Consider the following 11,551-nt stretch of genomic DNA (forward strand, 5'->3'; position numbering starts at 1 on the left):
TCCGGTGGTTCTGAATGGAAGGGCCATCGCTCAACGGATAAAAGGTACTCCGGGGATAACAGGCTGATACCGCCCAAGAGTTCATATCGACGGCGGTGTTTGGCACCTCGATGTCGGCTCATCACATCCTGGGGCTGAAGTCGGTCCCAAGGGTATGGCTGTTCGCCATTTAAAGTGGTACGCGAGCTGGGTTCAGAACGTCGTGAGACAGTTCGGTCCCTATCTGCCGTGGGCGTTGGATGATTGAGAGGGGCTGCTCCTAGTACGAGAGGACCGGAGTGGACGAACCTCTGGTGTTCGGGTTGTCACGCCAGTGGCACTGCCCGGTAGCTAAGTTCGGAATCGATAACCGCTGAAAGCATCTAAGCGGGAAGCGAGCCTCGAGATGAGTCATCCCTAGGTACTTGATGCCTCTAAAGGGCCGTCCGAGACCAGGACGTTGATAGGCAGGGTGTGGAAGCGCTGTGAGGCGTGCAGCTAACCTGTACTAATGACCCGTGCGGCTTAACCATACAACACCCAAGAAGTGTGAGAGACTTGCGGTCTCAAGACTACAAACAGCATTCATCATAAAGTTTTTTCCGAATTAAGTTTTATGCCTGGCGGCCATAGCGTTGTGGAACCACCTGACTCCATGCCGAACTCAGTAGTGAAACGCACCCGCGCCGATGATAGTGTGGCAGCTGCCATGTGAAAGTAGGTCACTGCCAGGCACCCAATACCGAAAAGCCCGATACGAACGTGTCGGGCTTTTTTCGTTTCTTAGCACAACCCCACCAAATTTGACTCAAGTCACATTTTTTACTCTAATGTCGGCTCGTTTTTCAGACATATAAAGGAAAAAATCATGCCGATTCTTAACATCGCCCTGATCGAAGGCCGTAGTAACGAGCAGAAAGAAGCCCTGATCAGCGAAGTGACCGACGCCTGTGTACGTGCCCTGGACGTCAAGCCCGAGACCGTACGTATTCTGCTGCAGGACATCGCCACTCAGGACTTCGGCGTGGCCGGTGAGTCGGTGCGGTCCAAACGGGAACGTCAGGCCTGATTCCTTCGAGCATGGGTTTTTGAGTCCGACCGGCGTAAACTGAGGCCATTCCTTGTTTACGCCGGTTTGTCATGAAAACCCTGATGTTTATTGCCCTTGGCGGCGCGATCGGCGCCGTGCTGCGTTTCGTCATCACCGATGTGATGGGCCGTCTGCTCGGCCGCTCCTTTCCCTACGGCATTCTGACCGTCAACCTGATTGGCTCCCTGCTAATGGGCATTATCTTTGTGCTGGTACAACAGCAGGCGTTAAGCGCGCACTCCTGGCGACCCTTTATGATGGTGGGCATGCTGGGAGCGCTGACCACTTTTTCTTCCTTTTCTCTGGATACGGTGCTGTTGCTGGAACACGGCCAGTGGGTCAAGGCCGGGCTGAATGTGTTCCTGAATGTGGTTTGCTGTATGATATTCACTTTTCTGGGAATGCAGATCACCCACAGCCTGCTGGCTTCCCGTTAGTCCGGCCCGTGCATTTGCAGTACACTGCCTTACTTCGATTTTTACAGGTGTCTTGAGAATGTCAGAACAGCACAAGTCGACGACCCATTTTGGTTACCAGACCATAAATGCCGATGAAAAAGAGCACATGGTGGCCAGCGTTTTCCACTCGGTGGCGGCCAAGTACGACGTGATGAACGATCTGATGTCTTTCGGCATTCATCGCCTGTGGAAACGCTTTACCATCGACTGTTCCGGCGTGCGTCCGGGCCACAAGGTGCTGGATTTGGCCGGTGGCACCGGCGACCTGACCGCCAAGTTTTCCCGCATGGTCGGCGAGCGGGGCCAGGTAGTACTGGCCGACATCAATGACTCCATGCTCAAGGTGGGCCGCGACAAGCTGCGCAACATGGGGTTAGGCAACAATATTTCCTATGTGCAGGCCAATGCCGAGGCGCTGCCTTTTCCTGACAATCACTTTGATCTGATCACCATCGCCTTTGGCCTGCGCAACGTCACCAACAAGGACAAGGCACTGGCCTCCATGCAGCGGGTGCTGAAGCCGGGCGGCCGGCTGTTGGTGCTGGAGTTTTCCAAGCCTCAGCATGAGATCATGAGCAAGCTGTACGACTTCTACTCCTTTAATGTGCTGCCCAAGATGGGCGCGTTGGTGGCCCAGGACAGCGAAAGCTATCAGTATCTGGCTGAGTCTATTCGCATGCACCCGGATCAGGACACCCTCAAGCGAATGATGGAAGACGCTGGCCTGGAGCAGGTGGAGTATTTCAACCTGACCGACGGCGTGGTGGCACTGCACCGCGGATTCAAATTCTGATGAAGTCACTGCTGTTGCCATTGCTGAACGGCAGCCTGGAAACCGCCATCAACCGGCTGCTGCGGCAGAGTCCTGCGCTCAGCAGAGGGCTGCAGCCTCTGCATGGCCGAGTGCTACAGCTGACCCTGATAGACTTCACCAGTTTTTACCTGGTGTTCGGCCCGGGCCACGTGGAGTTACTGGGCAACTACGAAGGCCGGGTCGACAGCCACCTAAGCCTGTCGATCGGTGCCCTTGGGCTGCTCAGGGACAAGGGCCTGCTGATGCAGTACATTCGCGACGGCCGCATCGATCTCGAGGGCGATCCGCAGCCTTGGCAGGATCTGAGTGCACTGATGCGGGACAATCCCGTCGACATTGAAGAGTGGTTGGTGCCCTACACCGGTGATGCCCTGGCTCACCTGTTGTGCCGACATGGCCGCGAGATTCGGACCGGCCTTGGCGCCCGGCTGAGCGATGCACAGCAACACTTGGGCGAGTTTGTCCGTGAAGAAGCCCGGCTGGCGGTAGGGCCGCTGGAGCTGGCCGATTTTGGTGACGAAGTGGAAGCGCTGAACAAACGACTGAACCGCCTGCAGGGACGCCTGGCGGCACTGACCGACAAGGTGACCCATTCATGAGAAAACTGCGGGAGCTGCGCCGCCTTTACCAGATTGGCCGTACCCTGTTTGACTATGGCCTGGATGAGCTGATTCCTTCCCGGCTGCAAATCTGGCCGGCGCGCATGGCTCGAAAAAGCCTGTTCTGGCTGAAAAACAGACATCCGGACCTGTCCCGGGGCAAGCGCATTCGCCTGGCCCTGGAAAGCCTGGGGCCGGTGTTTATCAAGTTCGGCCAGATGCTCTCCACCCGCCGTGATCTGCTGCCGCCGGACATCGCCGAAGAGCTGGCCCTGCTGCAGGACAGAGTGCCGCCCTTTGACGGCAAACTGGCCCGCCAGCAGATTGAACACAGCCTGCGCCAACCCATTGAAACCCTGTTTGATGAGTTCGACGAAAAACCCCTGGCCTCGGCGTCCATTGCCCAGGTGCACACCGCCCGGCTCAAGACCGGACAGGAGATCGTCATCAAGGTGATTCGGCCCGGCATCGAGCGGGTGATCGAGGCCGATGTCAGCCTGATGCATTCCATGGCCACCCTGATTGCCCGGCTGGTGCCGGAGCGCAGCAGCCGGCTTCGGCCGGTGGAAGTGGTGGAGGAATACCGCAAGACCCTGCTCGACGAGCTAAATCTGCTGCGGGAAGCGGCCAACGCCATTCAGCTGCGGCGCAATTTCGAGGGTTCTCGTACCCTCTATGTGCCGGAGATTTATTCCAGCTACTGCCACGAGAATGTGCTGGTGATGGAGCGCATTTACGGCATTCCGGTGTCGGACACCGATGCCCTGGAAGCCAACGGCACCAATATGAAGCTGCTCGCCGAGCGGGGTGTGGAGGTGTTCTTTACCCAGGTTTTTCGTGACAGCTTTTTTCATGCCGACATGCATCCGGGCAATATTTTTGTGTCTTACGACCATCCGGAAGATCCTCAGTGGATCGGCATCGACTGCGGCATCGTCGGTACCCTCAACCGGGACGACAAGCGCTATCTGGCGGAAAACTTTCTGGCCTTTTTCAACCGGGACTACCGCAAGGTGGCCGAGCTGCACGTGGAGTCGGGATGGGTACCGGCCGACACCAAGGTGGAAGAGTTCGAATCGGCCATTCGCACCGTGCTTGAGCCCATTTTTGAAAAGCCCCTGTCCGAAATCTCCTTTGGCCATGTGCTGCTGAATCTGTTTAATACTGCCCGCCGCTTTAACATGGCGGTGCAACCCCAGCTGGTGTTGTTGCAGAAGACCCTGCTCTACGTGGAAGGGGTGGGCCGCCAGCTCTATCCCCAGCTAGATCTGTGGAAAACCGCCAAGCCCTTCCTGGAAGACTGGATGCAGAAACAGGTGGGCTATAAGGCGGTGATCAACGGGGTAAAGGAAAATGCCCCGTTCTGGGCCGAGAAACTGCCGGAGATTCCCGAGCTTATCTACGATGCCCTGCGCCAGGCCAAGCTGCAGCAGCGACAGATGACGGGCCTGTACGAGCGCTACGCCGGTCACGACAAGCGCCAGGGCCAGGGGCGGTTTCTGCTGGCCATGGGGGCCAGTACCCTGTTGGCCAGCACCCTGTTGCTGGGCATGGATGAAAGCCGGCTGGCCATGTCTGGCCTGCTGCTGACTTTGGTTGTATGGTGGCTGGGCTGGCGGCGTATTGCCCGATAGTTTGATCTGGTGTCAGATTTTCGTCATTTGGCTGCAATATAATGGGCCTTTATCGTTCTCTGTTTGCAAAGGAAAAATGAGTTATGGGTGGAATCAGTATTTGGCAACTGCTTATCGTGGTGCTCATCGTGGTGCTGCTGTTCGGAACCAAGAAGCTGCGTGGCATGGGCAGCGATCTGGGCTCGGCGGTCAAGGGCTTTAAAAAGGCCATGAGTGACGAGGAGCAGGGCAAGAAGGACGCGGACTTCGAGCAGCAAAAGCTGGCCGACAAAAAGGAACAGGGCGAGCCACTGAACGAGCAGGACAAGGCCAAAGACAAAGATCGGGTATAAGCCATGTTCGATATCGGTTTTTGGGAATTGGTGGTGATTTCGGTCATTGGCCTGGTGGTTCTCGGCCCTGAGCGCCTGCCCGTGGCCATTCGCACCGTCTCCCGCCTGTTCAGCACGGTGCGCAATACCGCCAATGCGGTGAAAACCGAACTGGCCCAGGAGCTGAAAATGGAAGAGCTGCACCGGGATCTGAAAAAGGCTGAGCAGCTCGGCATGAAGGATCTCAGCCCCGAGCTGCAGCAATCCATCGATCAACTGAAAGACGCCGCCGCCTCGGTTAACCGGCCCTATGAAAAGCGCCCCGAGCAGAATACGGATGAACCCTCCAGTACTGAGTCCCGGAAACCTTCTGAATGACTGAATCACAGCAGCCCCTGATCAGCCACTTGGTGGAGCTGAGGTCGCGTCTGTTGCGTGCCTTTGCCGCCGTGTTGGTGGTGTTCCTGGGCCTGGTCTATTTTGCCAACGACATCTATACCCTGCTGGCGACGCCCTTGCTGAAGCAACTGCCGGAAGGGGCGAGCATGATCGCTACCGGCGTGGCCACGCCCTTTCTGACGCCAATCAAGCTGACGCTGATTGTCTCCTTTTTTGCCGCCATTCCCATTGTGCTCTACCAGGTGTGGGCTTTTATCGCACCGGGCCTGTACAAGCACGAAAAGCGATTGATCGCCCCCCTGGTGTTTTCCAGCGCCCTGCTGTTTTACGCCGGTGCGGCCTTTGCCTATTTTGTGGTGTTTCCCCTGGCATTCGGCTTTTTCACCAGCATGGCGCCGGAAGGGGTAACCATTGCCACCGACATTGCCAGCTATCTGGACTTCGTGCTGGGGTTGTTCATCGCCTTTGGCATCGCCTTTGAGATCCCCATCGCCACCATTTTGCTGTGCTGGACCGGAGTGACTACTCCCAGGGAGCTGGCCGCCAAGCGGCCCTATGTGGTGGTGATTGTCTTTATCGTCGGCATGCTGCTCACACCGCCGGATGTGATCTCCCAGACCCTGCTGGCCATTCCCATGTGGCTGCTGTTCGAGATCGGCGTCTTTTTTGGCCGTTTCTATGTGCGAGAAGAAAAGGACGACGAACAGGAGCCCACGGCGTGATCGACATCGGGGTCAACCTTACCAGTTCCCAGTTTGATAAAGACCGGGAGGCCGTGCTGGAGCGGGCTCAGGCCGCCGGCGTTAATGCTCTGGTACTTACCGGCACCAATCTGGCGGAAAGCCGGGCGGTGGCGGAATTGGCCGCCGCCCACCCCGGGCTGTGTTATGCCACCGCCGGAGTGCACCCTCACGAAGCCAGCACCTTTGACGATGCCACCTTGAGTGAGCTGTGTGAGCTGGCGGCACTGCCTCAGGTGGTGGCCGTGGGTGAGTGCGGCCTCGACTTCAACCGGGACTTTTCGCCCCGGGCACAACAGGAGGCTGCCTTTGAAGCCCAGCTGGCCCTGGCCGCGGAGCTGCAGCAGCCGGTGTTTATGCACTGCCGCGATGCCCACGAGCGCTTTATGGCCATTCTTGCGCCCTGGCGGGACCGGCTGCCGGCGGCGGTGCTGCACTGCTTTACCGGCAGCGAGAATGAGCTGAAAGACTGCCTGGCACTGGATCTGCACATCGGTATTACCGGCTGGATTTGCGATGAGCGTCGCGGCAGTGAGCTGCAGCGGCTGGTAGCGCTGATCCCGGCCGAGCGGCTGATGATCGAAACCGACAGCCCTTATCTGATCCCGCGGGATCTGTCGCCCAGGCCGGCTTCCCGCCGCAATGAGCCCGCCTATTTGCCTCATATCGCCGGACGCATTGCCGCCTGTCGGGGTGAGCACGCCGCCGGCCTGATCGCCGCCACCACCGCGACCAGCCGGGCCTTTTTCCAACTTCAGGAGTGAACATGACCAAACAAGTGATGGGTGGCTTTCCCGGCCGCCGTCTGCGCCGTCTGCGCAAGCACGATTTCAGCCGTCGCCTGGTGCGCGAGCACACCCTGACCGTGGACGATCTGATCTACCCCATGTTCGTGCTGCCGGGCGTTCAGCGCCGGGAGGCCGTGGCCTCCATGCCTGGTGTTGAGCGCCTGTCCATCGATTTGCTGTTGGAGGAGGCCGCCGAGCTGGTGACCCTGGGCATTCCCCTGCTGGCCCTGTTCCCGGTGGTGAATGCCGCCGAGAAGTCTTTGCTGGCGGAAGAAGCCTACAACCCCGACGGCCTGGTGCAGGAAGCGGTGCGTGCACTGAAAGCGGCCTTCCCTGAGCTTGGCATCATGACCGACGTGGCCCTGGATCCCTATACGGTACACGGCCAGGACGGCATTCTCGATGACGAAGGCTATGTGCTCAACGACGTGACTACCGAGGTGCTGGTCAAGCAGGCTTTGAGCCATGCCGCCGCCGGCGCCGATATGGTGGCGCCGTCCGACATGATGGACGGCCGCATCGGCGCCATTCGTCGGGCACTGGAAGAGAATGGCTTTATCAATACCCAGATCATGGCCTATTCCGCCAAGTATGCCTCCAATTACTACGGCCCGTTCCGCGATGCGGTCGGCTCCGCCGGCAACCTCAAGGGCGGCAACAAGGCCACCTATCAGATGGATCCCGCCAACACCGATGAAGCCCTGCAGGAAGTGGCCTTTGACATTGAAGAAGGTGCCGACATGGTGATGGTGAAGCCGGGCATGCCCTATCTGGACGTGGTGCGTCGGGTCAAAGATCAGTTTGGTGTGCCCACCTTTGCCTATCAGGTGAGCGGTGAATATGCCATGCACATGGCCGCGATTCAGAATGGCTGGCTCAAGGAAAAGGAATGCATCATGGAGTCGCTGTTGTGCTTCAAGCGCGCCGGCGCCGACGGCATTCTTACCTACTTCGCCAAACGGGTTGCCCGGTGGCTTAAGGATCAGAGCTGAGCCAGCAGCCAGTCACGAAAGGCCCCGAACACCGGGGCCTTTTTTTGTTCGGCCGGGTATGTCAGCCAGTAGCGGCAGGGGGCGGTCACGGCCGGGCCAAAAGGAGCAATCAGCGTGCCAGCGGTTAGTCTGGCGGCGACCAGGTGACCGCGACCCATGGCCACACCAAGCCCGGCCAGGGCGGCCTGCACCGCCAGTTCGGTCTGGTCAAAGTACAGATGATGCTCTCCGATGGGTTGTTTGTGTCGCTCCAGCCAGTATTGCCATTCCGCCTCGGGACGGCAACCAAACCAGGCACTAGCATCGTGTAGTAGCCGGGCCTGCCGGAGTGAGCCGGAGTCCAGGGCCTGGAAATAGGCCGGACTACAGACGGGGATCAGGTCTTCCGTCATCAACGAATCGTGGGCCAGCCCGGGGAGCGGGGCGGGCAAGTAATAGAGGGCGCCATCCCAGCGGCTGGCACCGAAGTCCACCTGACTGTTGCCGGTGACCAAGCTAAGTCCGAGCCCGGGATAGCGGTGGTAAAAGTCAGCCAAGCGTGGAAGCAACCAGCCCTGCGCCAAGCCCGGCATGGCATGAAGCCGCAGCTGGCCACAGGGGCCTGGTTGTTCCAGCTGAGTGAGTACGCTGTCGATTTGTCCCAGGCTCTGGGCCAAGGTGTGGTAGAGGGTTTCGCCCCGCTCGGTCAGCACTAGCCCTCGGGGCCGGCGCTGGAACAGGGGAAAACCCAGCTCTTCTTCCAGTTTGCGCATACGATGACTGACGGCGCTGGGCGACAAGTGCAGCAGTTCGGCTGCACGGGCAAAGCTCAGTTGCCGGGCACAGTGCAGGAAACAATGTAGGGCGGCGAGCCGGCCTCCTTGCAGGCGCATGCCTAAGCCTGACCTTTGCGATAGTAGGCCCGGTGTTCTTCCGTGGGGACCATGCTGCCGCCGGTCAGCCACAGCAGGTGATGCGCCTGAGTGGCCAGCTGCTGCCACTCGGTCTGTTGTAGCAACTGGTGCATACCACCGGCACCGGCCATGGCCGAGGGCTCGGCTTTGATACCTTCGCTATCTTGCAACAGCGTCAGCAGCCGGAACAGCTGTTGATCTTCCACCGTCATGGCGCCGGCCAGTATCGGCTGCATCAGCCGGCAGACCAGGGCCGAGGGACGCCCGACCGCCAGGCCATCGGCGGCGGTACGATTGTTTAGGCCATACTCCTCTACCGTGAGCTCAGCCCCCTTGCCGGTCATCATTCCCAGCAGCACGCAGGGAGACTGGACTGGTTCGACAAAGAAGCAGTGAACATGGGGTCCCAGCTCCTGCTTTAGACCGTAAGCCACGCCACCGGGGCCGCCTCCGACACCGCAAGGCAGATAGACAATGAGGGGATGTTCGGCACTGGGGATGATGCCCTTTGCATCCAACTGGGCCTTGAGACGGCGCCCCGCCACGCCGTAGCCAGTGAACAGATCGAGCGAGTGTTCGTCATCGACGAAATGGCAATCGGGATCCTGCTCGGCTAGGCGCCGGCCCTCGGCCACTGCCCGGCTGTAGTCATCTTCATACTCATGGACCCGGACACCCAGCTGCCTTAGCCGGTCTTTTTTCCATTGACGGGCATCGGCGGACATGTGTACATCCACCTGAAAGCCCAGGTGGGCCGCCATGGTGCCGATACTGAGGCCAAGGTTGCCGGTGGAGCCCACCGCCAGGGTGTGGCGGGCGAACAGGGCGCGGACCTTTTCATCCAGCAGGCACCGGTAATCCTGCTCCTGATGCAGAAGGCCGGCGCTCAGCGCCAGCTCTTCGGCGTATTTCAGCACTTCGTGAATACCGCCCCTGGCCTTGATGGATCCCGAAATGGGCAGTTCGTTGTCCCGTTTCAGCCATAGGGTGCCGGTCACCGGCATGCCCCAGTAATTTTCCAGGGCCCGGGCAAAATTGTCGGCCCGGCTCAGTGGGGATTCGATAATACCATCGCCGGTGTCGGGAAACAGGGCGCGAATACATGGGGCGAATCGGGTCAGGCGTTCGGCGGCCTGGCGAATGCCAACCGCGTCATTGACGGGCGCACTAGGGTAGTAGTCGGGGTTGTGCCAAAAGCAGGGGTGGGCTGCGCGTAATAGGGTATCCAGGGATGTCATTAGATGTTTCCTTTCGTTGTCTGGCTTTCAGCTTAGCCTCGGGCGATCAGCACCACAAAAGGAATGATTACATGTCTGAGGTGAAGGAAATTCATGCTATTTCGCAGCATGGGCAGGCCACTCCGCACACTTATGCTTCGACGATGTCCAGCTGCCAGCCCAGTGCGCTCTGGCGACGGGCCTCCGCGAACAGCTCACTGGCGCGCAGGTGATGACCGGTGCTCCAGCCGGCGGGCAGGGTGAGGATCAGACGGTTGCCGTCTCTCCGCAACGCAAAGGCGGGCACGGTGCCGCGGGTGCGGCGCAGACACAGAATAATGGCCAGGCGCAGCAACCGGGCCAGCAACACGGCCCGTTCGCCATCCAGGGCACACTGTGCCTGCAGCGCCTCCAGCTGAAAGTCGTCTCGCTGGTTCAGCAGCAGGGCGGCCAGCAGGCCTTTCTGGGGCGCGGTAAAACCCGGCAGATCGATATGGCGAATAATATAGGCGGCGTGCTCGGGGGCACGCTTGTACTCGATGCACAGGCCCAACTCATAGAGCATGGCTGCTCGGGCCAGCATGCGGGCGGCATCACTGTCGGTGTCGGGCTGCAGCTGTTTCAGGGCCTGCAGTGCCGTGTTGCGCACCCGTTCACCCTGCTCTCTGTCAAGTTGATAGCGGGCGATCAGGCTGTCGATGGTTCTGTCCTGGGCGTCGCATTCCTGGCGAGTGCCGAGCATGCCATAGATAAGCCCCTCACGCAGGGCACCACCGGCCAGCACCATGTGCTCGATGGCAAGGGTGTCGAAAAGGGCGATAAGAATGGCCAGGCCCGAGGCAAACACCGGCGCCCGCTCCGGGGTCAGGCCAGGCAGCTGCAGTTGCTCCACCCGGCCACAGGCAATGGCCTGCGCCTTGAGCCGATGCAGCTTGGCCAGGGTGATCTGTTCGTTTTCCCCCTGGGCCATCATGATTTCCTGAATGGCCTGCACCGTGCCCGAGGCACCGATGCAGTGTTGCCAGCCCTGGGTGAGGTAGCCGGCGGCCACCGGTGACAACTCGTGCTGGGCGGCGGCAATGGCTCGTTCAAAGTGGGCTTCGCTCAGTTCGCCGTTGGGAAAGTGCCGCTTCAGCCAGGTAACACAGCCCATGTGCAGGCTGTTGAGCAGGTCGGCCGAGGTGCCTTCGCCAATTACCAGTTCGGTGCTGGCTCCGCCAATATCGATCACCAGCCGACGACCGGTGCCCGATGAGGTCCAGGCTACCCCCTGATAGATGGTGGCCGCTTCCTCCTCGCCGGAGATGATGCGAATGGAATGTCCCAGTATGGCCTCGGCCCTTCCGATAAAGCGGTCGATGTTGGTGGCCAGGCGCAGGGTGGCGGTGCCAACAATGCGCACCTGGTCGGCGGGCACATCCTGCAGCTGTTCGGCGAACAGCCGCAGGCAATCCCAGCCGCGCTCCATGGCGGCCTCATCCAGGCTGCCGTCGGGTTGCAGTCCGGCGGCCAGGCGCACCTTGCGCTTGACCTTGGCCAGGATACGGCAGGCACCCTCCACCTCGTGCACCACCAGCATGTGAAAGCTGTTGGAGCCGAGGTCGATGGCCGCATACAGGGAAGGGTTTTTCACGCAG

At 59.8% G+C, this 11,551-nt stretch carries 13 protein-coding genes and 2 rRNA genes; 12 read left to right on the forward strand and 3 right to left on the reverse strand.

What is annotated here, in order from left to right:
* From OJHNALOF_RS10140 to hemB, 12 genes are all read left to right on the forward strand, one after another.
* Window positions 1–512, forward strand: a 23S ribosomal RNA gene (locus OJHNALOF_RS10140); the annotation flags it as partial.
* 86 nt (window positions 513–598) lie between these two features.
* A 5S ribosomal RNA gene (rrf, locus tag OJHNALOF_RS10145) occupies window positions 599–713 on the forward strand.
* 119 nt (window positions 714–832) lie between these two features.
* Window positions 833–1,048, forward strand: coding sequence for a 4-oxalocrotonate tautomerase family protein (locus OJHNALOF_RS10150; protein WP_370462317.1), 216 nt, complete (start codon window positions 833–835; stop codon window positions 1,046–1,048).
* 71 nt (window positions 1,049–1,119) lie between these two features.
* The gene (crcB, locus tag OJHNALOF_RS10155) at window positions 1,120–1,506 is read left to right on the forward strand and encodes a fluoride efflux transporter CrcB (protein ID WP_165661959.1); all 387 of its coding nucleotides are present in this window, start codon (window positions 1,120–1,122) and stop codon (window positions 1,504–1,506) included.
* Between the two features lie 58 nt (window positions 1,507–1,564).
* Window positions 1,565–2,320 carry a bifunctional demethylmenaquinone methyltransferase/2-methoxy-6-polyprenyl-1,4-benzoquinol methylase UbiE gene (gene ubiE / locus OJHNALOF_RS10160; RefSeq protein ID WP_165661960.1) on the forward strand — a complete coding sequence of 252 codons (756 nt, stop codon included), beginning with the start codon at window positions 1,565–1,567 and terminating at the stop codon, window positions 2,318–2,320.
* Window positions 2,320–2,940 carry an SCP2 domain-containing protein gene (locus OJHNALOF_RS10165; RefSeq protein WP_165661961.1) on the forward strand — a complete coding sequence of 207 codons (621 nt, stop codon included), beginning with the start codon at window positions 2,320–2,322 and terminating at the stop codon, window positions 2,938–2,940. Before ubiE ends, OJHNALOF_RS10165 begins: the two co-directional genes overlap by 1 nt.
* The gene (ubiB, locus tag OJHNALOF_RS10170; RefSeq protein ID WP_094201493.1) at window positions 2,937–4,574 is read left to right on the forward strand and encodes a ubiquinone biosynthesis regulatory protein kinase UbiB; all 1,638 of its coding nucleotides are present in this window, start codon (window positions 2,937–2,939) and stop codon (window positions 4,572–4,574) included. Before OJHNALOF_RS10165 ends, ubiB begins: the two co-directional genes overlap by 4 nt.
* Window positions 4,575–4,657: 83 nt before the next feature.
* Window positions 4,658–4,906: a Sec-independent protein translocase subunit TatA gene (gene tatA, locus OJHNALOF_RS10175; RefSeq protein ID WP_094201494.1), complete on the forward strand. Its 249-nt coding sequence runs from the start codon at window positions 4,658–4,660 to the stop codon at window positions 4,904–4,906.
* Window positions 4,907–4,909: 3 nt separating this feature from the next.
* Window positions 4,910–5,263 (forward strand): Sec-independent protein translocase protein TatB, encoded by a 354-nt coding sequence (gene tatB, locus OJHNALOF_RS10180; protein ID WP_094201495.1) that lies wholly within the window; start codon window positions 4,910–4,912, stop codon window positions 5,261–5,263.
* Window positions 5,260–6,006, forward strand: coding sequence for a twin-arginine translocase subunit TatC (gene tatC, locus OJHNALOF_RS10185; RefSeq protein ID WP_094201496.1), 747 nt, complete (start codon window positions 5,260–5,262; stop codon window positions 6,004–6,006). Before tatB ends, tatC begins: the two co-directional genes overlap by 4 nt.
* Window positions 6,003–6,788, forward strand: coding sequence for a 3'-5' ssDNA/RNA exonuclease TatD (tatD, locus tag OJHNALOF_RS10190; RefSeq protein WP_165661962.1), 786 nt, complete (start codon window positions 6,003–6,005; stop codon window positions 6,786–6,788). Before tatC ends, tatD begins: the two co-directional genes overlap by 4 nt.
* Before the next feature lie 2 nt (window positions 6,789–6,790).
* A complete protein-coding gene (gene hemB, locus OJHNALOF_RS10195; RefSeq protein ID WP_165661963.1) occupies window positions 6,791–7,804 on the forward strand; it encodes a porphobilinogen synthase in 1,014 nt (337 codons plus the stop codon).
* On the opposite strand, the gene OJHNALOF_RS10200 is transcribed toward hemB, so the two are convergent.
* The 3 genes from OJHNALOF_RS10200 to gppA all read right to left on the reverse strand — a co-directional run bounded on the left by OJHNALOF_RS10200 (window position 7,795) and on the right by gppA (window position 11,547).
* On the reverse strand, window positions 7,795–8,676 hold the full coding sequence (locus OJHNALOF_RS10200) for a LysR substrate-binding domain-containing protein (protein WP_094201499.1): 882 nt from the start codon (window positions 8,674–8,676) through the stop codon (window positions 7,795–7,797). The genes hemB and OJHNALOF_RS10200 overlap by 10 nt on opposite strands.
* 2 nt (window positions 8,677–8,678) lie before the next feature.
* Window positions 8,679–9,935, reverse strand: a complete 1,257-nt coding sequence (locus tag OJHNALOF_RS10205) for a D-serine ammonia-lyase (protein WP_165661964.1) — start codon at window positions 9,933–9,935, stop codon at window positions 8,679–8,681.
* A gap of 130 nt (window positions 9,936–10,065) precedes the next feature.
* Window positions 10,066–11,547, reverse strand: coding sequence for a guanosine-5'-triphosphate,3'-diphosphate diphosphatase (gene gppA / locus OJHNALOF_RS10210; RefSeq protein ID WP_165661965.1), 1,482 nt, complete (start codon window positions 11,545–11,547; stop codon window positions 10,066–10,068).
* Between the last annotated feature and the right edge of the window lie 4 nt (window positions 11,548–11,551).

Source organism: Oceanimonas sp. MB9 (genome assembly GCF_011319775.1).
GTDB lineage: Bacteria > Pseudomonadota > Gammaproteobacteria > Enterobacterales > Aeromonadaceae > Oceanimonas > Oceanimonas doudoroffii.

Excerpts from the sequence above, each read along its gene's own strand:
- ubiE (WP_165661960.1), top strand. The coding sequence starts at position 1,565 with ATGTCAGAACAGCACAAGTCGACGACCCATTTTGGTTACCAGACCATA.
- OJHNALOF_RS10205 (WP_165661964.1), bottom strand. The coding sequence starts at position 9,935 with ATGACATCCCTGGATACCCTATTACGCGCAGCCCACCCCTGCTTTTGG.
- crcB (WP_165661959.1), top strand. The coding sequence starts at position 1,120 with ATGAAAACCCTGATGTTTATTGCCCTTGGCGGCGCGATCGGCGCCGTG.
- tatB (WP_094201495.1), top strand. The coding sequence starts at position 4,910 with ATGTTCGATATCGGTTTTTGGGAATTGGTGGTGATTTCGGTCATTGGC.
- hemB (WP_165661963.1), top strand. The coding sequence starts at position 6,791 with ATGACCAAACAAGTGATGGGTGGCTTTCCCGGCCGCCGTCTGCGCCGT.
- OJHNALOF_RS10200 (WP_094201499.1), bottom strand. The coding sequence starts at position 8,676 with ATGCGCCTGCAAGGAGGCCGGCTCGCCGCCCTACATTGTTTCCTGCAC.
- tatA (WP_094201494.1), top strand. The coding sequence starts at position 4,658 with ATGGGTGGAATCAGTATTTGGCAACTGCTTATCGTGGTGCTCATCGTG.
- OJHNALOF_RS10165 (WP_165661961.1), top strand. The coding sequence starts at position 2,320 with ATGAAGTCACTGCTGTTGCCATTGCTGAACGGCAGCCTGGAAACCGCC.
- ubiB (WP_094201493.1), top strand. The coding sequence starts at position 2,937 with ATGAGAAAACTGCGGGAGCTGCGCCGCCTTTACCAGATTGGCCGTACC.
- tatC (WP_094201496.1), top strand. The coding sequence starts at position 5,260 with ATGACTGAATCACAGCAGCCCCTGATCAGCCACTTGGTGGAGCTGAGG.